The organism is Arthrobacter sp. 210 2, from assembly GCF_059093025.1.
This window is the reverse complement of the sequence record NZ_JBNHIE010000009.1, coordinates 1-16,373: the sequence shown is the minus strand read 5'-3', so window position 1 is coordinate 16,373 and position 16,373 is coordinate 1. Positions and strand designations below refer to the sequence as shown.

Sequence of the window (16,373 nt, the reverse complement as noted above, 5' to 3'; positions counted from 1 at the left end):
TGCCCTTCCTAGCGTGGACGGGGCCGGCCACCAGCCGGCCCCGTCATCCCTGGAGGAAACCACCCATGCGCACAGTCCTGACTGCCGCGGCCGCCGCCGCCCTGATCGCCGCCATGGCGAGCCCCGCCGCCGCCGCCCCGGAGACGCAGGCCGGCACGACGTCGTCGAACGCTGCCGGAACCGCCACGTCCGCCCTGACGGTGAACGAGCGCAACGGCTCCTTCGACCTGCAGAGCCACCGCGGCGGCCGCGGCGAATGGACCGAGGAGTCCCTGGCCGCGTTCACGAACTCGCTGGCGCTGGGCGTGACCACCCTGGAGCTGGACACCCACCTGACCCAGGAAGGCAAGGTGATCGTCTGGCACGACGACACCATCCAGGCCGCCAAGTGCGCCGACACCGCCCCCGCCACCGCCGGTGACCCGGAGTTCCCGTACGTCGGTGACCGCGTGGCCGAGCTGTCCCTGGCGCAGGTCAGGACGCTCAACTGCGGCTTTGTGCAGCTGCCCGGCTACCCGGAGCAGGACGTCATCGAGGGCAACCGGATCGCCGAGCTGAAGGACGTCTACCAGCTGGTCCGCGACACGAACGCCGCCAAGGTCCGTTTCAATGTCGAGACCAAGGTGGAAAGCAGCCAGATCGGCGGCGCCGGCATGGAGTCCCTCACCCGCGCCGTGGTGGCCGACATCCAGGCCTCGGGCATGGCGGACCGCACCACCCTGCAGTCCTTCGACTGGTCCTCGCTAAACCTCACCAAGGAGCTCGCCCCGGAGCTGCCGCTGGTGGCGCTCTCCAGCGGCGACACCTGGATGGGCGTGGGCCAGCCCGGCGCCAGCCCCAACCTGGGCGGCATCGACATCGACCACTACGACGGTTCCCTTCCCAAGGCGGCGGCTGCCCAGGGGTACGACGTCGTCTCCCCGACGTTCCGCTCCGTCACCGCAGAGATGATCGCCGAAGCGCACGATCTGGGCCTGCCGGTCATTCCATGGACCGTGAACACCACCGCCGACATGGAGCGCCTGATGGACCTGGGCGTGGACGGCATCATCACCGACTACCCCACGCGCCTGCGCACCCTCATGGAGGAGCGCGGCCTGAAGCTGCCGAAGGCGTACGGGCTGAAGGGCTAAGCCCTGCACTGACCCGGGCGGGGCCCGGCGGCAGCTTCTTCGAGCTGGTGCCGGGCCTTCCCCGTTTAAGGGTCCACCGTTTACCGGTCCAGCTTCACCGCGGTGAACAGTATTGCTGAGTCCTCCTCGGCCTCCAGGCTGTGCATGCCGTCCGGGACGATCAGCAGGTCGCCTGCCTTGCCCTGCCAGGCTTCGGCGCCCGCCTTCAGCCAGACGGAGCCCTTGATGACGAAGACCGTGGCCTCGCCGGGGTTCAAGTGTTCGCTGAGTTGGGTCCCGGCGCGGAAAGCCATCACGGTCTGGCGCAGCCGCTTTTCGTGGCCGCCGAACACGGTGTCCGAGGCGCGGCCGCTGGATCCGGACACTGCTGCCTGGAGTTGCTGACGGGCCAGGGCATCAATCGACATCTTCTGCATGAGGACACCGTACCCACCTGGCGCCCCAGGATGCTGCCGATCGTCATCGCTGCCGTACCGAGCATCTCCCGCTGCGCCGGCGTCGTGTCTCGTAACTACGATGAACAATCGATTTTTTACCAGAAGGCGGTTCAGGCTGCAGTGCCCTGGAGGCGCGACCGGAGGGTCGCGACGCCCGGGCCGTTGAGCTGGTCAAGGTAGGTTTCGCGGCCAGCCATGCCCATCACCACAGCGAGGGTCGATCCGGTGACCAGAGGCCCGGTGCCCGCAGCGAACGGCCCGTCATCGGCCCGCAGCCGCAGGCCGGCCACGTGGGTGCGGCTGGCAACGGTGAAGTCGTGCCGGGCGAAGAATTCGGCCACGGGTGTCAGCGCCTCGACGCTCGGTGTGCGGGGAAGCCCAAGGGGCTGGCGGATGTCCTGGGCGTGCACGACGACCTCGCCAAGGTAGGCCGGGGTGTGTCCCGAGGGTGCCGTGGTACTCCTGGCGACGGCGCGGAAACGGTCGAGTGTCTCTTTCGGATTCTTGCCGCGGTGCTCGGCCAGCCGGCGTTGGTTGTGCACATCGGGACGGAAACGCGCGCCGAGCATGCTGCGCAGCCACTGCCACTGGTTCAGGCTGGCCGCGGCGGTAAGGTGAGCGACGACCTGCTCGACGTTCCACTGCCCGCACAGAGTGGGGTGCTGCCATTGCTCTGCGCTGAGGTTCGACAAGTCCTGCGCCAGAGCGGTGCGCTCGGCGTGTGCCAGCGCCCACAGGTCGTCGTTCTGCCATCTCGTCATATCGCTTCGGGCGCCTCTCCTCGTCGACGCGATTCATCGGTTGCCGAGCTGGCCACGAAGCGGGAGGCTCCGCTGCCTTTGAAGCTCCCCCGGTCCACGCGACGCCCGGAAACCGCGAGCAGCAGATCAAGCGGATCGGCCTCGACATCGTCTCCCTGGCCCCAGGCCGCCCCGGTCTTCTGGTCGATCAGCCGAAGTCCGGCGACACGCTCGCGTCCTCCCCCGAAGGAGACGGGGGTGCGCAGCTGATACGTGAGCGCCTGAACGACCGCAGGTTCCGGGTAACTTCCGGCAATGCCCAGGGGCCGGCGAATGTCCTCGCCGTGCACGATGGCCTCCACCAGGCGTGTTGCGAGATTCGCCGGCGGCGTCCGCGTGAGGTCCGCAACTTCCACGAGCGCGTTGACCGTGTCCCGCGGATCCTGCCGCTTCTCCCGCACAATACCGTTCTCGTTCGCCAGATCGAAGTCCATGCGTGCCGTCAGCAGGTCTCGGACGAAGGCGAGCCGGCCGGTTCGTGCCGTGTCCACCAGGTGCGCAAGGATGTCGTGGACATCCCACCCGGGGCAAAGGGAGGGGAAGCGCCATTGTTCGTCGCGCAGGTCGGAGAGATCCGCGGCGAGCCGTCGCCTCTCAGAATGAACGGTCTGCCAGACCGCTTCTGCTGCCCTGCGCATGCGGTTCCTTCCCGGTGATGTCTCGGTAACCAACACTATGAGTGCTGGACTAGACACTACTGCCATGCCCTGCCATACGTGGCCGGTCGAGTAAAGCAGGTCAACCCGCCCGGGGCAGACAGCTGGAACACAAACGGCGGCACCCAAGCCGGGTGCCGCCGTCGTACGCCTGGTCCAGGGCCCGCTACGTAAGCTTCGGGACCAGCACCGGAGTGTTCCGCTTGTAGGCCTCATAGTCGGACTGGCCGCCCCACTTTCTGTCCGCTTTCTCCTCCAGCGGGGGCACGCCGCTGCCCTTGATCAGCAACAGCGCCACGAACACCGGAGATACCAGGGCAGCCCACTGCCAGCCCTGCAGCACCGGAAGGGCAACAATGGCTACCCCCACCCACAGCGTGATCTCGCCGAAGTAGTTGGGATGCCGGGATCTGGACCAGAGGCCGGTGCTGATGAAACGTCCCTTGTTGCCGGGGTCGGCCTTGAAACGGGTTTTCTGGACGTCCGCCACCGTCTCAATCGTGATCCCCAGCGCCCAGACCAGCAGGCCCACCCAGAAGAACCCGTCCAGGCCCACCTTCCGGTCCGAGGTGATGGCCACCCATGCCAGCGCCGCGGTGAGCACCACCCACAGGCCCTGCAGGGTCCAGGTGTTCAGGAACCGGGCAAAGTCAGTCTTGAGCTCATCAAAGCGGTCGTCCTTGCCGTGCTTCATCACGCGCTGGAAAAGGTAGACGCCCAGCCTGGCAGCCCACAGCACCACCATCGCCGCCAGCAGCATGCCGCGCGCGTCCACGCCGGGCGAAGCCAGCACCAGGAGCACCGTAATGGTGATGTACGTCAGGGCGCCGGTGAGGTCGTAAAACTTCTCCGTCTGCGCCTTGTAGGACGGAATGAACACGAGCCACTGGATCACGAAGGCGGCAGCCACACCCAGTGCGAACACGGGGAAACCGCCCACGGTGGAGCCGCCCTGGCTCCCCGCGAGGGCGATGAGGACCGCGGCCACCACCGCGATGGGGATGCTGATGAGCGCCTTGCGGCGTTTTTCGATCATGCGGGTGTGGTCCTTTCACGCAATTCGCCTGGTTCACATAGTCTTCGGAGCCGGGGCGGTGTTGTATGGGTGGCTCCGCATTGACCGGTCCCGTGACTCCCGGGGAAAGGCCACCGAGCGTAGACTCAGCGCACCACTGACGGCAGAGGCGGGAAGCCATGAAGAGCATCCGGGCGCAGGTCCTTGAAGCAGAACAAAGCGCTGAACTTGGGCCCGGTGAGGACGAACGGTTTTCCGGCTACGGGGTGATGGGCCTGCCCTTCAGCTCCGGCCACGTCCTGGCCATGCGGCGGTTCCCCGTGACCAGCGTTGGCCCCGGCTACACCTCGCTGTGGCTGCGGCGCCCCACCGGCGCCTGGACCATTTACGCCGACGCCCCGCCCGGGCTCTCCTGCGCCCGCTACTTCGGCGCGGCGCTGGACGAGGCAGTCCAATGCCCGGTTGATGTCACCTGGACGGGCGACGCCGCCTTCAGCGTCACTGTAGGCGGGGATGTGGACCTGGCATGGGACCTCGAGCTGACGCCCACTCCCGTGACCCGCGCCATGACAGCGGTGATGAGCGCACTGCCCGCACCGCTGCTGGAAAGCCATCCTTTCCTGCGGGTCATGGGCGCCGCAGCAGGACCTGCGCTGAGGGCGGGTCGGCTCGGGCTGACGGGCACCGTGCCCAACCGGCAGGGCTTCCGCGCCAAACCACGCCGGATGTGGTTTGTGTCCGGCAGCTCGGCGTCCCTTGACGGCGAGGATTTCGGCCATCCGCAGCCCCTGCGCATCCAGACCGGGCTGCGCGATTTCTGGATCCCGCAGCGCGGCATCTTCCTGATCGGCGCGTCATCCTACGACCGGTTTGACCCGGTCCGGCATCTTCCAGCCAGCGCGCGCCGGGCTGCCTAGCGTCAACTGTTACGCCACCAGCCTGGCCACGAGCTCGCCGCGGCTGCCCACGCCCACCTTCCCGAAGAGTGACTTCAGATGGTCGTGCACCGTGTGCGGGGAGATGAACAGGTGGCGGGCGATGTCCGCCGTCGCGTTTCCGGACAACACCTCCAGGCAGACCTCCCGCTCGCGGGCGGTCACCCCGTAGGCAGCCAGCAGCAGGGTGGCCACGTCGTGCGTGGTGGCCGGCTCCACGGTGACCACCATCTGTTCGGGGTCATCGCCGGTAATCAGGCGGCTGGCCTGCAGCACCACCCAGGTGTTCCCGGCGTCGCGCATCCTGGCGCGCGCCGTGCCGGAACCGGAAGCGTGCGCCTGGGCCACCACCGAGTGCAGCGCCATGGTGAAGCGGCCCGGTGCCGCATCCTCCACTTCGGTCAGCCAGGCAGCCGCGGCCGGCGTGGCAGCCCGCAGCTCACCGCGCAGCCCGGCGATCACAATCACTGGCCCGACGGCGGCCGGACGGGCGGGGTGCGCCATGCGGACGGCGATCCTGGTCGCCGCAGCCAGGGTGGCCGTCACAGCCTCCAGGAATTCCACCTCCCGGTCGGTGAAATCCCTGCCGCCGGCCCGAAAGATGCTGCCCACTCCCCAGCATGCGTCGTCTATGCGGAAGGCGGCGCGCAGTTCGTGGTCCAACCCCTGCGGCTTCAACAGCTCGTTAATCCGCACGCTGCGGACCACGTCCCGGTGCGCGGCGTCCGAGATCCTCGCAATCGGGCGCTGCCGCCGCAGCAGCTCAGCGAACGTGTTCGGTTCTTGGCCCGTGTATTCGCATTCGGCGAAGCGGAGGCTGTACTCCTCATATTCGTCCCTGCCGACGGGCCACGGCCGGTAGTTGGTGATGGACGTCATCACCATGGAGTCGGGGTCGACGGCGGCCCAGCAGCCCTGCTCGAACGGCACCTCCTGCTGCACCACGGCGAGCGCCGACGGGTAAAGGTCGGCCAGGCTCATCCCGCCGGCGGCGAAGGCGGCGATCTCCCGCCGGGCACGCTCGGCGCGCTCCTCCCACATAGCTCCAGTATCCGCCCAGGGGGCGACGCCGCAATCCCCCAAAGTGGGGGTTCTTCAAGCACCCCGGAACACCCTTGCGGGGGATGGGGCAGGCGCGCACCGCCGTCGTACCTTTCCCTCATGAACGTCGTATCCCAGGTTTTCGCGGTACTTGCTGCCCTGATCTACATCGTGGTGTTCCCGCTGGAAAGTTTCCTGATGCACCGCCCGGCGGCGCAGAAGTTCCTGAGCACCCCGCCGCAGAACGTGCCGGCCGTGATGATGTGGGCCATCCCCACCGGGTTCCGCAACCTGGTGATCGGCCTGGGAGTCCTGGCCGGAGTGGTGGCGGTGAACATGGGCTACCTGGTGGCGGGCTACACCCTGGTGATCTACTGCTGCGCGAACATGGTGCTCACCGCGCCCGCCATGCTGCTGGCGGACATGCTGGGCCATTACCCGAAAAAGGGCGACAGCATCCCGGGAACCCTGGGTGCCACGGTGCCGGCCCTGATAGCGCTGATCGCGCTGCCGTTTTGAAGGAATATCGGAGGTCAACAATGGGACAGGCCCGCGATGTCATGGACCGCCTGATGGCGGCCATGGGATCAAAAGACAAGGAAACGCTGGCACACTGCTACGCCCCCGGCGCTGTGGCGTACACCCCTGACCAGGGGGAACTCCGCGGGCGTGACGCCATCGCCGGATACCTTTTCGGCTTCTGGGAGGCCATGCCGAATGTCCGGTACGAGCATGCGGAAAAGCACGAGGCAGGCAACGTGGCCATCGACGAGGGGTTTGTGGTGGGCACCAACACCGGGCCCCTGCGCATGCCCTCCGGCGAGACCATGCCCGCCACCGGCCGGCAGCTCCGGATCAGGAGCTGCGACGTGGCCACGGTGGAGGGCGCCGGGATTACCTCCCACCACTTCTACTTCGACCAGATGGAGTTCCTGGCGCAGCTCGGGCTGATGCGCCAAATGTCCGAACACTGACCGATGTCCGGGCAGGGACCGGGCAGGTCCCTCAGAAGTTTGCCGCCGCAAGCGCGTCGTCCAGGATCGCCAGTCCCGAGGCGGCGTCAGCGTCGCTCACGTTGAGGGGCGGGGCCACATGGATCCGGTTGCCCATGATCAGCGGCAACAGGCCACGCTCCAGGCATGCCTTGGCGAAAGAGGCCATCGGCGCGTTCGACGCACCGACGGCTCCCGGCGGCACGAGCGGTTCCTTGGTGGCCCGGTCGCGGACCAGTTCCATGCTCCACAGGCCGCCGATGCCGCGGACGTCCCCGATCACCTCGTGCTTCCCGGCCAGCTCCTTCAGTCCTGGCCCGAGGAAATCCCTGCCGAGGCGGGCAGCTGCTTCCACGGTTGCCTCTTCATGCATGGCGTTGATGGCGCCGACGGCTGCCGCGCAGGCGAGCGGGTGGCCGCTGTACGTCAGGCCAGCCGGGTAGGGGCGCTGGGTGAACATCTCATAGGTCGCATCACCGATCAGGGCTCCGCCCAGCGGCACATAGCCCGAGTTCACACCCTTGGCGAATACCAGCAGGTCCGGTGCCACGCCGTCGTGGTCGACGCCGAACCAGGCTCCCGTGCGGCCGAAACCGACCATCACCTCGTCGGCGATGTAAACGATGCCGTGCCGGCTGCACAGTTCGCGGACGCCGCGCAGGTAGCCGGCCGGCGGCACGATGACGCCCGAGCTGCCGGTCACTGATTCCAGGACCAGCCCGGCGATGGTGGACGGTCCTTCCAGGAGGATCACCTGCTCCAGATGTGCGAGCGCCCGCTCACACTCTTCCTCTGCGGTGCTTGATCCGAATGCCGTCCGGTACAGGAAGGGTCCGAAGAAGTGGACGGCACCCGCCGTTCCGGTGTCCGAGGCCCAGCGGCGGGGATCTCCGGTGAGGTGGATGGATGTGGTGGTGGAGCCATGGTACGAGCGGTAGGCGGAGAGGACTTTCGGCCGGCCGGTGACGAGACGCGCCATCCGGACCGCGTGCTCGATGGCCTCCGTGCCGCCGGTGGTGAACAGGACGTGCCCGAGCCCCTCGGGCGCGACCTCCACAATCAGACGCGCCGCCTCGCCCCGGATATCGGACGCGTTCCCGGGTGCGAGCGTGCACAGCCGGTCGGCCTGCTCTTTGATGGCGGCGACAATCTTCGGATGCTGGTGGCCGAGGTTGGTGAATACCAGCTGGGAGCTGAAGTCCAGGTAGCGCTTTCCGCTGACGTCGGTGACATGGCTCCCGGATCCACCCACCAGGGTGGGCACATCGCGCGGCCCCTGGACAGCCCACGGGTGGAAGACCATTTCGTCGAGGTTCATTGACACGTTCCTTCCGCACACGCACGCGGGCCGCTGCTGCTTCAGTGCAGGGCGGCCCGTGGTCGGTGGCTATCCCGTCAACTGGCTACTGTGTGCGCTGGGAGAGGTTAAGGATGTTGCCCTCGCTGTCCAGGAACCAGGCCGATTTGCCCCAGTCATCCGTGGCGAGGCCGTTCTCCGTCTTCAGCCCGGGCATGTCGTAGTCCTCGAAGACCACTCCCCTGGCCCGCAGTTCCTCCATGTCGCGTTCGATGTTGTCCGATTCCCAGCCCATCTGCGTGTTCTTCGCCGAACCCGCATTGTCGGTCTGGTAGATGAGGAAACTCGTTCCGTTGCCGCAGCGGTACAGCAGGCTGTACTCCTCCATGGCCTCTGAAGATTCAAGGCCGAGCTTGTCCCGATAAAATTCCTTCGCCCTGTTGATGTCCTTCGCAGCGAGGACGGCCATGACTGCAGAATCCTTGAGCATGATGAATTCCTTTGTGCATTGTTCGCGTCGGCGGCGATGCTCTCCCCTTGACGTTCCCGGAATATCCCTACTCCGGGGCCGCGTGGCAACCCTTTCCGCCATAAGCCGGGTTGGCCACCTGGGACCCTGCTGCGCAACGCCAGCCTTCATCGGCGCGAAAGAGTCCCCGAAGCTTATGGGCCCATTATGGAACCGAATTGCAGCTACGGAAATAGGCGATTCTTAGTGGCTGTGCGACCGGTTCAAACCCTTGGCGTAGGCAGCCTGGCCCACGTGCTGGAGGCAGTCCGCGAGGATGCTGACCAGGCGTACGCCGAGGGTAACGGGCGGGTCCCATCGGGTGTCCACCACACGGTCCAGGTCTCCGCCCTCGAGTGTTTTCAGGAACCCCACGGTCTGCCGGTGGACCGCGTCGTAGTACTCCAGCAGCAGGCCCGCCGGCGCCTGCACCGCGTCCACCTGGCCGCTGGAATGGCCGTAGCCGGTATCCTTCCCGGACAAAGGAAGACCGAAGCGGCCCACGAAATCCTGCCCGGTCCAGACCTGTTCGAGGCCGGCCGCGTCCGCCACCTGCGCGTCCTCCACCCGGCCCAGGTGCCAGATCAGCCATGCAATCGAGTTGCCGGTGCCCGCCGGCCTGTCGGTGAGGGATCCGTCGTCGAGCCCGTCAAGGACCGCTTCCACCGTTTCACGGATCCTGCCGAAGGCGTCCAGCAGCAGATCATTCGACTTCATCATGAGCTCCTTAGGGCCATCTTTTGGTTCGCATCCGAGCGGGAACCATGGCGCCATCCTAAGCGCGCCGTTTTTCGTTGAGGGGCGGCGGGGCTGCGGAAGGTGAACAATGATTCCATGAGCTACCGGACGGATCCCCGGGTGGACCAGTACATTAATGCCCTTCCGCCGTGGCAGCAGGACATCTGCCACCAGGTGCGGGACCTCGTCCACGCGGCCGACCCCGACGTCGAGGAGACCATCAAGCGGACCGTCCAGCCCTACTTCGTCCTGGAAGGCAACGTTTGTGCGCTCCTCGCGGCCAAGGACCACGTGAACGTTTTCCTGTACGACGGCGGGCTCTCCCCGGACCCGCAGGGCATTATCACCGGCGGGCACGGCAACAAGACCGGCCGCACCGTCGCCATCAAGGAAGGGGAGCCCTTCAACGGGCAGGCCTTGGGCGACATTTTCAGGGCGATCATCGCCACCAACCGTGCCGGCGGCTGGCGGAAGGTCGCTTCGGGCCAGTAGCCGGTCGCGCGCGAACCATGCGGATCTCGGGCAGGCTTTCCCATTCCGGCGGCAACAGCGCGCTCCTTCCGTCAGGCCGGAAGCCGTTCTTGCGGTAGAAAGCGTGCGCGCGGGGGTTGTTCTCCAGCACCCACAGGTACGCCGGTTGCTCCCCCACGGCGGCTGCCAGCAGCGCTGCCCCAAGCCCCGTGCCGTGCGTCCGCCGCAGCGTGTAGATCGAGTACAGCTCCAGCGGCACGGGACCGTCCTCGTCACGGCCCGGACCGGCGTCGGCAAATCCCACCACAGCGCCAGTAGCGTCCTCGGCGACGATCCGGGGCGCGGCATCAGCAAGAAAATGACGACGGCGTTCCACGCGTTCCGGGACGGCTGCCCGGCGGGCACGGAAAAAGTCAGCCGACAACAGGTGCGGGTAGCACTCCTCGTGGGCCAGCGTGTGCATCTCCACCAGCGCCTCGGCGTCGCCAGGAACAGCCTGGCGAAGAACGTAGTCCATCCCCCAGCCTAACCAGTGGCGGCCTGCCCAACCCATCCGATCCTCCCGAGCCAGCCGGCCAGGATGGGCAGCACCACAGCACTGTGCATCGCGCTCAAATGGTTGAGGCCGGGGAGGACGTGCACCTCCCAGCCGGCTGCCACGAGTTCATCCCGGTGCTCAGCCAACGGCGCGCCGATCCGCACCTGCACCCCGCCCCACTGCGGGCTGTATTCGATCTGGTCGTCTCCGCCGGCGAAGGCGAGGCGCGGCAACGCAGCCGGGGCCGCCGTCGTCGAATCGTTGAAGTCCTGGAGCGCCTCGTAGAGGGTGACGAACTGGCGGGTCTGGGCCTCCGTGGTCTGGACGGCAGCAGAGTCCCAGTCCCCCGGCTCGGCCTCGGCCACCGGCACCGACGCCGGATCCGGGGCCTGGGTGGACGCGGTGTGCGCGGCCCGGGTCACGGCCAGCATGCTCCGGTACGGGCCGTCCATCGGCGGGAATCCGCCCATGGCGAGGGCGCGGAGACGGTCGGTGCGGAGGGACAGCTGGAGGCCGGCCAGTGCCAACCAGGAGTAGCCGTAGTAGCCAAAGGCGTCCGCGCCGGCGGCGTCGGCGATGGCCAGGAGGTCGGCGGCCAGGTTGGCAGGCGTGAGGGTGTCCGGGGCGGGGTATGCCATCCGGTGGCCTTCATAGTCGGCCGTGATCACCCGGTTCGTCGGCGACAGACCGTTCACGAGGGCTGGTCCGAGGTCCGGCTCGCCGCCCCACTTGCTGATGATCCCGGCCTCGGCGGACGGATGCGGCTGCAGCCGGACGGGCAGCAGCAGTGCAGGACCGTGACCATGGACCGTGACGGGAATGGTGGAACCGTCGTGAAGCACGGCCTCTAGCTCAGCAGCCATTGCGGGTCCCTTTCCTGGGTGCGGATGCGCAGCACCTTCAGCATGGCATCAGCTTCCGCGTCTGTCGTCGTTTGTCCATCTGGAATACCAGATGCGCAGCGAGATACCTCGGAGTAGGGGTTGTTCCACGCTTGGAATACCAAGTACCATCAACGGAGCCCGTTTCCCCGCCGGGCGCCATCCCAAGGAGACAATGATGTGCCTTCATGACCACACCTCTGCCCCTACACCGGCGGCCAGCCTCCCGCGCCGTGGCATCCTCGCCGGCGCCGGAGCGCTCGCCGGAATCTCCGTGGCCAGCATCGCCGCGCAGCTCGGCGGCGCTTAGGCGGCGCAGGCCGGCGAAAAGCCCTCAGGCCCGAACTACCACGGCAGTCCGCTGACCCATCCGCCGCTGGTCATCGAAGGCGGCACCATCGTGGATCCCCAAACCGGCGGCGCCATCGAGGACGGCGTCCTGGTCCTCGACGGCGGCAAGGTGGCCGCCGTCGGAACGCGCGACGAGACGCGTGAGGCCGTTGCCGCCGTCGCCGGACGTGCCCGTGTCCTGAACGCGTCCGGCCGGTGGGTGCTGCCCGGTCTTGTGGACGTCCACGTCCACGCCAACGCGCTTGCCGACGCGCGGGCCATCCTTCAGGGCGGCGCCACCAGCGTCCGGAGCGGATCCAGCAGCTTCTACCAGGACGTGGCGCTGGCAGCACTGCCGGCCTGGGCACCGGGTGTCTCCCCGCGCATGACGCCTGCCGGGCTGTTTATCTCCCCGGACCTCGGCGACTCGCTCCTTGCCGATCCGGACCTCGCCCCGCTGGCCACCCTTCCCACCGGTGTGCGGGAAACCGCTGACCTGGCGTACCTCACCCGCGTGAACCTTTCGCGCGGCGCCCAGGTCATCAAGACCCGCGCCAACCCGCGTGCGGGCATCCCGGAGCAGGACCCGCGTGAGCTGGTTTACAACCAGGAGCAGCTGTCCGCTGTTGTGAAGGCTGCCAGGGGCGCGGGCGTGCTCTGCCACGCCTACAGTGCGGAGGGGATCGACGGCGCCGTCCGCGCCGGGGTGCGCAGCATCGAACACGGCGTCTTCGTCTCCGAGGGCACCATCGCGGAGATGGTGCGCCGGGGGACCTATTTCACGCCCACCATGGACGCGATCACCAGCATGGCGGCCTCCCCGAACCCCATCCTCGCGGCGCGCGGCAAGGAATACGCACCTATCCTGCAAGCCGCGGTGCGGGCAGCGAAGGATGCCGGCGTGACCATCGTGGCCGGCACCGACTCCTTCGGAACGGACGTCACCCCGATCGGCACCGAAGCCCGCCTGCTCGCCGAAGCCGGCCTGTCCCCGCTGGAGGCGCTGCAGTCAGCTACCGTCCACGCGGCGCGGCTGCTCGGGCTGGGCAACGACGCGGGCCGGCTGGTCCGTGGCGGCTTCGCCGACGCGATTGTGGTGGACGCGGATCCTCTGTCCAGTGCGTCCGCACTTGAGCAGGTCCGGGTTGTTGTGGCGCAGGGAGCGGTTGTCCGGAACGGGCTTTAACGACGAAATGCCGCGGACACCTTTCGAAGGTATCCGCGGCATTCCTGGTTTGGCTTACTTGTCGCAGCCGATGCCGTCCCCATCGCGGTCCAGGTGCTTCCCGTAACCGGGTGAACCTGCGTAGACAGGTGCCGCGCCGGCAGCGCGCGCAGCAGTGCAGTTCGCGTAGTAGGCGGCAGCCGGAGCGGGGGCAGCCGGAGCCGCGGGAACCGCGGGAGCCGGTGCCGGGGCGGGTGCAGCAGGAGCGGCCGGTGCCGGTACGGCCTTGCGGGCTGCGGCATCCCGTGCAGCCTGATCCGCCGCGGCCTGTGCGGCAGCGGCGGCTTCCGCAGCAGCCTTTTCGGCTGCTGCCTTTTGGGCCGCGGCCAGCTCGGCGGCAACCTTTTCTGCAGCGGCCTTTTCGGCGGCAACCTTCTCGGCCTCGATCAGCTCGAGGGACTTGACCCCGAGTTTCACGGTGGAGCCCTCTTCCGCCTGGGTATTTTCAGCCGGGTCCTGGGAGATTACCTGCCAGTTGCTCTTCTTGACGATCGACTTGCCGTCCACTATGTCCTTCGCCTCGACCTCAAACCCGAGGTCTTCCAGCTGCTCCGTCGCCTTATCGAGGGTCAGGCCCACGACTCCGGGAACGCCAACCTTTGCCGCAGCAGTGGTGGCCACAGCAGTTGCCGCCGACGCCGGTTCCGTTGCCTCCTGCTTGCTGCTGCAGCCTGTGAGCATCAAGCCAGCGAGCACAACCACTGCCAGCGTCTTCTTCAGGGCTCCTCCCGAAGCCTGCGGATTTGGTGTCATTTTTCCCCCTGGGAATGTTTGTGTGGGTGATGCGGATGGGTGCGAAACCCGGGTAAAGAGAACAGTTATTCGCAGGCCACGCCGTCGGAGTCCCTGTCAAGCGCGGGCCGGTAGCCACCCTGTCCGGCATACAGCGGAGCGGCGCCGGCAGCCTTCGCCGCGGCACAGTTCGCGTAGTAGGCAGCCGCCGGTGCGGGCGCCGGGGCTGCAGGCGCCGGGGCAGGCGCCACGGGTGCAGGAGGGGCCGGAGGTGCCGGGGCAGGTGCTGCGGGTGCAGGAGCAACCGGGGCCGGAGCCTGGACAGCAGGAGCAGGGGCAACAGCGGCGGGCGCCGGCTCAGGTGCCACAGGTGCCGGTGAGGCCACAGGAGCCTGGGAAGTCGTCGGCGTGAGCTGTCCGCTGCAGTCAGCGAGGATCCGTGCCATGGCGTCGTGCTCTGCCTGGGTCACCCACAACCCGTAGGTCGCCTTCACCGAAACCTGCCGGGCGACGTATTCACACCGGAAGCCCTTGTTCGGCGGCAGCCAGGTGGCGGCGTCGCCGTCGCCCTTTTTCATGTTGGTCGGCCCGTCGGTCGCCTGAAGGTTCAGCGGATCGTTGGCGAACGCTGTCCGCTGGTCAGTGGTCAGCTGCTGTGCGCCCTTCTGCCAGGCGTCGCTCAGGGCGACTACATGGTCGATCTGGACGGCCGAGCTGGTTGCGGTTCCCCGCAGGAAGCTGATGTTCGTGCCCGTGTAGGGGTCCGCCAGCGTACCGGACTGCACCTTGCACGGGACGCTGTTGGTGAACGTGATTCCCGTCAGGTCGCGTTTGAGGGTGTCGTTCCGGGTGTCGCAGCCGTTGCGGTCAACATCCGCCCACGCCTGGCCGAACAGCGCGCGGTCATATCCCGTCTTCGGCGCGCGTCCCTTGATGGGAAGTGTGGCCAGCAGATCCAGCGCCTTGGTTGCGTAGGCGGGCTGCGGGTTGGGCGACGTCACGGACACACCCTGCGCCACCAGGGAGGGCGTCTCGGGATCCAGCGGGGCACCCGTTTCCTGTGCGGTAGGAGCGGACGACGGCGTTGCGCCGGCTGTGGCTGATGGGCTCGCCTTTGAGGATGCGGCTGTCGCGGCCGTGCCAGATGCGGCTGCCTCGAGGTCCTGCGTCGACACACGGGGGAGGGCGAGTCCGCCGGCGATGAAAAGCGCGAAAGCGGTGGCGAGGGCAACGGCGCCTGACTTCCGCTTGGCGGGGAGCCAAGCCCAGGATCGGCGTCCGGTGAGCAGGACATAAAGGCCGGTGAGGGCCGCCGAGATGGCCGCAAAGACCAGTGCGAGCCCAATCCCGCTGCTGAGCGCGCCCAACAGCATAAACAGAGCCGTGATGCCGGCGACGATAAACGTGGAGGCGCCCGGTTTACGCGGCGGCTTCGGCGACGGAACGGATGGTGCTGGACCCAAAAGGGCCTCGTATTCGGACATTCTTTCCCCAATTAAGAGGGCCCACAAAAAGGCCCGGCAATTTGCCGGGCCTTCTGCTTAGCCCGGCAAATGTGTCGTCGACGAGCCTATTTCTCTTTTTTCGGGTTAACGCACGATTACCGTGATCCTCGCCTAAGATTGAGCAGCTCTTGATCAGGCCTTGAGGAAACTATCCGGGCTGCGTAGTTTCGGCTTAACAATTGCACTTACACAACGGGCATGCCGTCAACAGCCGCATTCTTCCGGCGTTTGCTTCTGCCAACAGCAACGGAAATTGCCACGATCACGCCAATCATGACGAAAAGGGCAGTTATGAGAGTGCCGGCTCCGCGGAACCACACGCCGTCGCTTTCGTAGCCGAGCACTATCGCGTGGCTGGGATCCGCTTCCCGGTAGACCACTGTGACGTACGAGCCGACCTCGGGGTGCTGGTCATGGTCTACGGCTGCCCAGGTAGCGTGGTAAGTCCCGTCCAGGGACATGAACTCCACCTCGATGTCGCGCTCGGAAGCCTTGGTGACGTCGTCGAACTCGACAATGGTCCCCGTAGTGTGAGTGCCTGTTCGGGCCAATTCTTCGTCGATGTTGATAATGTGCTGCCCGAACACGATCATCGCGGGCCCCAGGCAGAGGACCAGCACCGTCACAACGAGGTTCAGCACCTGTCCCAGCGACAACTTCGACTTACGGTTTTCAGCAGTTCTACGCCCAGTCACTGCACCATTCTGCCGGACAGAAGACCTGCCCGTTGCCACACCGACCCACGCACAAACCGTCCCCGCCCCCTCGTTGCTCTGTCAGTTGTGGTTGCCATCCGGGCTGGTTGGGTGCGTTATCTGATGGAGCATCCCCGGTTTTTCTGCAGGAGCTGATAGGGCGTCACCGATTGCCCTGCAGGACGTGAGAGAGCGTCGGGGGTTTGGGGGCGGGAGGTGATGGGGCGTCCCGCGTATGGGTGCGGGAGGTGATGGGGCGTCCCGCGTATGGGTGCGGGAGGTGATGGGGCGTCCCGCGTATGGGTGCGGGAGGTGATGGGGCGTGCCCGGGTTTGTTGGGTTGTTGTTTTAAATGCGGGAGGCCCCAACCATTGCTGGTTGGGGCCTCGACCTTAATGGTTGTCCGGCGGTGACCTACTCTCCCACACCCTCCCGGGTGCAGTA

At 66.9% G+C, this 16,373-nt stretch carries 20 protein-coding genes; 7 read left to right on the top strand and 13 right to left on the bottom strand.

Annotated elements, in window-relative coordinates:
- Window positions 1-65 precede the first annotated feature (65 nt).
- Window positions 66-1,133 (top strand): glycerophosphodiester phosphodiesterase family protein, encoded by a 1,068-nt coding sequence (locus AC5RWA_RS16185; protein WP_494058301.1) that lies wholly within the window; start codon window positions 66-68, stop codon window positions 1,131-1,133.
- Between the two features lie 80 nt (window positions 1,134-1,213).
- Here AC5RWA_RS16185 and AC5RWA_RS16180 read toward each other — a convergent pair whose 3' ends face one another.
- The 4 genes from AC5RWA_RS16180 to AC5RWA_RS16165 form a co-directional block, all read right to left on the bottom strand.
- Entirely contained in the window at window positions 1,214-1,549 is a 336-nt protein-coding gene (locus tag AC5RWA_RS16180; RefSeq protein WP_079598497.1) for a cupin domain-containing protein, read from the bottom strand.
- Window positions 1,550-1,680: 131 nt separating this feature from the next.
- Complete coding sequence (locus tag AC5RWA_RS16175) at window positions 1,681-2,331, bottom strand: maleylpyruvate isomerase family mycothiol-dependent enzyme (protein ID WP_494058300.1); 651 nt, start codon at window positions 2,329-2,331, stop codon at window positions 1,681-1,683.
- On the bottom strand, window positions 2,328-3,008 hold the full coding sequence (locus AC5RWA_RS16170; protein ID WP_494058299.1) for a maleylpyruvate isomerase family mycothiol-dependent enzyme: 681 nt from the start codon (window positions 3,006-3,008) through the stop codon (window positions 2,328-2,330). Before AC5RWA_RS16170 ends, AC5RWA_RS16175 begins: the two co-directional genes overlap by 4 nt.
- A 184-nt stretch (window positions 3,009-3,192) precedes the next feature.
- A complete protein-coding gene (locus AC5RWA_RS16165; protein WP_494058298.1) occupies window positions 3,193-4,062 on the bottom strand; it encodes a DUF1295 domain-containing protein in 870 nt (289 codons plus the stop codon).
- Between the two features lie 158 nt (window positions 4,063-4,220).
- Between AC5RWA_RS16165 and AC5RWA_RS16160 the strand changes: the two genes are divergently transcribed.
- Window positions 4,221-4,958, top strand: coding sequence for a hypothetical protein (locus AC5RWA_RS16160; protein WP_494058297.1), 738 nt, complete (start codon window positions 4,221-4,223; stop codon window positions 4,956-4,958).
- Between the two features lie 9 nt (window positions 4,959-4,967).
- Here AC5RWA_RS16160 and AC5RWA_RS16155 read toward each other — a convergent pair whose 3' ends face one another.
- Window positions 4,968-6,017, bottom strand: a complete 1,050-nt coding sequence (locus tag AC5RWA_RS16155) for a helix-turn-helix transcriptional regulator (RefSeq protein ID WP_494058296.1) — start codon at window positions 6,015-6,017, stop codon at window positions 4,968-4,970.
- 120 nt (window positions 6,018-6,137) lie between these two features.
- Between AC5RWA_RS16155 and AC5RWA_RS16150 the strand changes: the two genes are divergently transcribed.
- Together AC5RWA_RS16150 and AC5RWA_RS16145 are read left to right on the top strand one after the other, a co-directional pair.
- The gene (locus tag AC5RWA_RS16150; protein ID WP_494058295.1) at window positions 6,138-6,536 is read left to right on the top strand and encodes a DUF1304 domain-containing protein; all 399 of its coding nucleotides are present in this window, start codon (window positions 6,138-6,140) and stop codon (window positions 6,534-6,536) included.
- Between the two features lie 20 nt (window positions 6,537-6,556).
- Window positions 6,557-6,991 carry a nuclear transport factor 2 family protein gene (locus AC5RWA_RS16145; protein ID WP_494058294.1) on the top strand — a complete coding sequence of 145 codons (435 nt, stop codon included), beginning with the start codon at window positions 6,557-6,559 and terminating at the stop codon, window positions 6,989-6,991.
- Between the two features lie 31 nt (window positions 6,992-7,022).
- Here the strand turns inward: AC5RWA_RS16145 and AC5RWA_RS16140 are convergent, their stop codons facing one another.
- From AC5RWA_RS16140 to AC5RWA_RS16130, 3 genes are all read right to left on the bottom strand, one after another.
- Window positions 7,023-8,348: an aspartate aminotransferase family protein gene (locus AC5RWA_RS16140; protein WP_494058293.1), complete on the bottom strand. Its 1,326-nt coding sequence runs from the start codon at window positions 8,346-8,348 to the stop codon at window positions 7,023-7,025.
- A 64-nt stretch (window positions 8,349-8,412) separates the two neighbouring features.
- The gene (locus tag AC5RWA_RS16135) at window positions 8,413-8,796 is read right to left on the bottom strand and encodes a VOC family protein (protein WP_494058292.1); all 384 of its coding nucleotides are present in this window, start codon (window positions 8,794-8,796) and stop codon (window positions 8,413-8,415) included.
- 222 nt (window positions 8,797-9,018) lie between these two features.
- Window positions 9,019-9,531 carry a mycothiol transferase gene (locus AC5RWA_RS16130; RefSeq protein WP_494058291.1) on the bottom strand — a complete coding sequence of 171 codons (513 nt, stop codon included), beginning with the start codon at window positions 9,529-9,531 and terminating at the stop codon, window positions 9,019-9,021.
- Between the two features lie 117 nt (window positions 9,532-9,648).
- Between AC5RWA_RS16130 and AC5RWA_RS16125 the strand changes: the two genes are divergently transcribed.
- On the top strand, window positions 9,649-10,044 hold the full coding sequence (locus AC5RWA_RS16125) for a DUF1801 domain-containing protein (RefSeq protein ID WP_494058290.1): 396 nt from the start codon (window positions 9,649-9,651) through the stop codon (window positions 10,042-10,044).
- Here the strand turns inward: AC5RWA_RS16125 and AC5RWA_RS16120 are convergent.
- Both AC5RWA_RS16120 and AC5RWA_RS16115 read right to left on the bottom strand, forming a co-directional pair.
- A complete protein-coding gene (locus AC5RWA_RS16120; protein WP_494058289.1) occupies window positions 9,992-10,540 on the bottom strand; it encodes a GNAT family N-acetyltransferase in 549 nt (182 codons plus the stop codon). The two genes, AC5RWA_RS16125 and AC5RWA_RS16120, sit on opposite strands and share 53 nt — an antisense overlap.
- An 8-nt stretch (window positions 10,541-10,548) precedes the next feature.
- A complete protein-coding gene (locus tag AC5RWA_RS16115) occupies window positions 10,549-11,424 on the bottom strand; it encodes an alpha/beta hydrolase (RefSeq protein WP_494058288.1) in 876 nt (291 codons plus the stop codon).
- A 196-nt stretch (window positions 11,425-11,620) separates the two neighbouring features.
- Here AC5RWA_RS16115 and AC5RWA_RS16110 point away from each other — a divergent pair, with 196 nt between their 5' ends.
- Window positions 11,621-11,752: a hypothetical protein gene (locus tag AC5RWA_RS16110; RefSeq protein ID WP_494058287.1), complete on the top strand. Its 132-nt coding sequence runs from the start codon at window positions 11,621-11,623 to the stop codon at window positions 11,750-11,752.
- Window positions 11,753-11,842: 90 nt separating this feature from the next.
- Complete coding sequence (locus AC5RWA_RS16105; RefSeq protein ID WP_494058286.1) at window positions 11,843-12,958, top strand: amidohydrolase family protein; 1,116 nt, start codon at window positions 11,843-11,845, stop codon at window positions 12,956-12,958.
- A gap of 54 nt (window positions 12,959-13,012) precedes the next feature.
- Here AC5RWA_RS16105 and AC5RWA_RS16100 read toward each other — a convergent pair whose 3' ends face one another.
- From AC5RWA_RS16100 to AC5RWA_RS16090, 3 genes are all read right to left on the bottom strand, one after another.
- On the bottom strand, window positions 13,013-13,750 hold the full coding sequence (locus AC5RWA_RS16100; RefSeq protein ID WP_494058285.1) for an excalibur calcium-binding domain-containing protein: 738 nt from the start codon (window positions 13,748-13,750) through the stop codon (window positions 13,013-13,015).
- Window positions 13,751-13,815: 65 nt separating this feature from the next.
- Window positions 13,816-15,213, bottom strand: a complete 1,398-nt coding sequence (locus tag AC5RWA_RS16095; protein ID WP_494058284.1) for a GmrSD restriction endonuclease domain-containing protein — start codon at window positions 15,211-15,213, stop codon at window positions 13,816-13,818.
- 206 nt (window positions 15,214-15,419) lie between these two features.
- Window positions 15,420-15,929 (bottom strand): DUF3592 domain-containing protein, encoded by a 510-nt coding sequence (locus tag AC5RWA_RS16090; protein ID WP_494058283.1) that lies wholly within the window; start codon window positions 15,927-15,929, stop codon window positions 15,420-15,422.
- Window positions 15,930-16,373 lie beyond the last annotated feature (444 nt).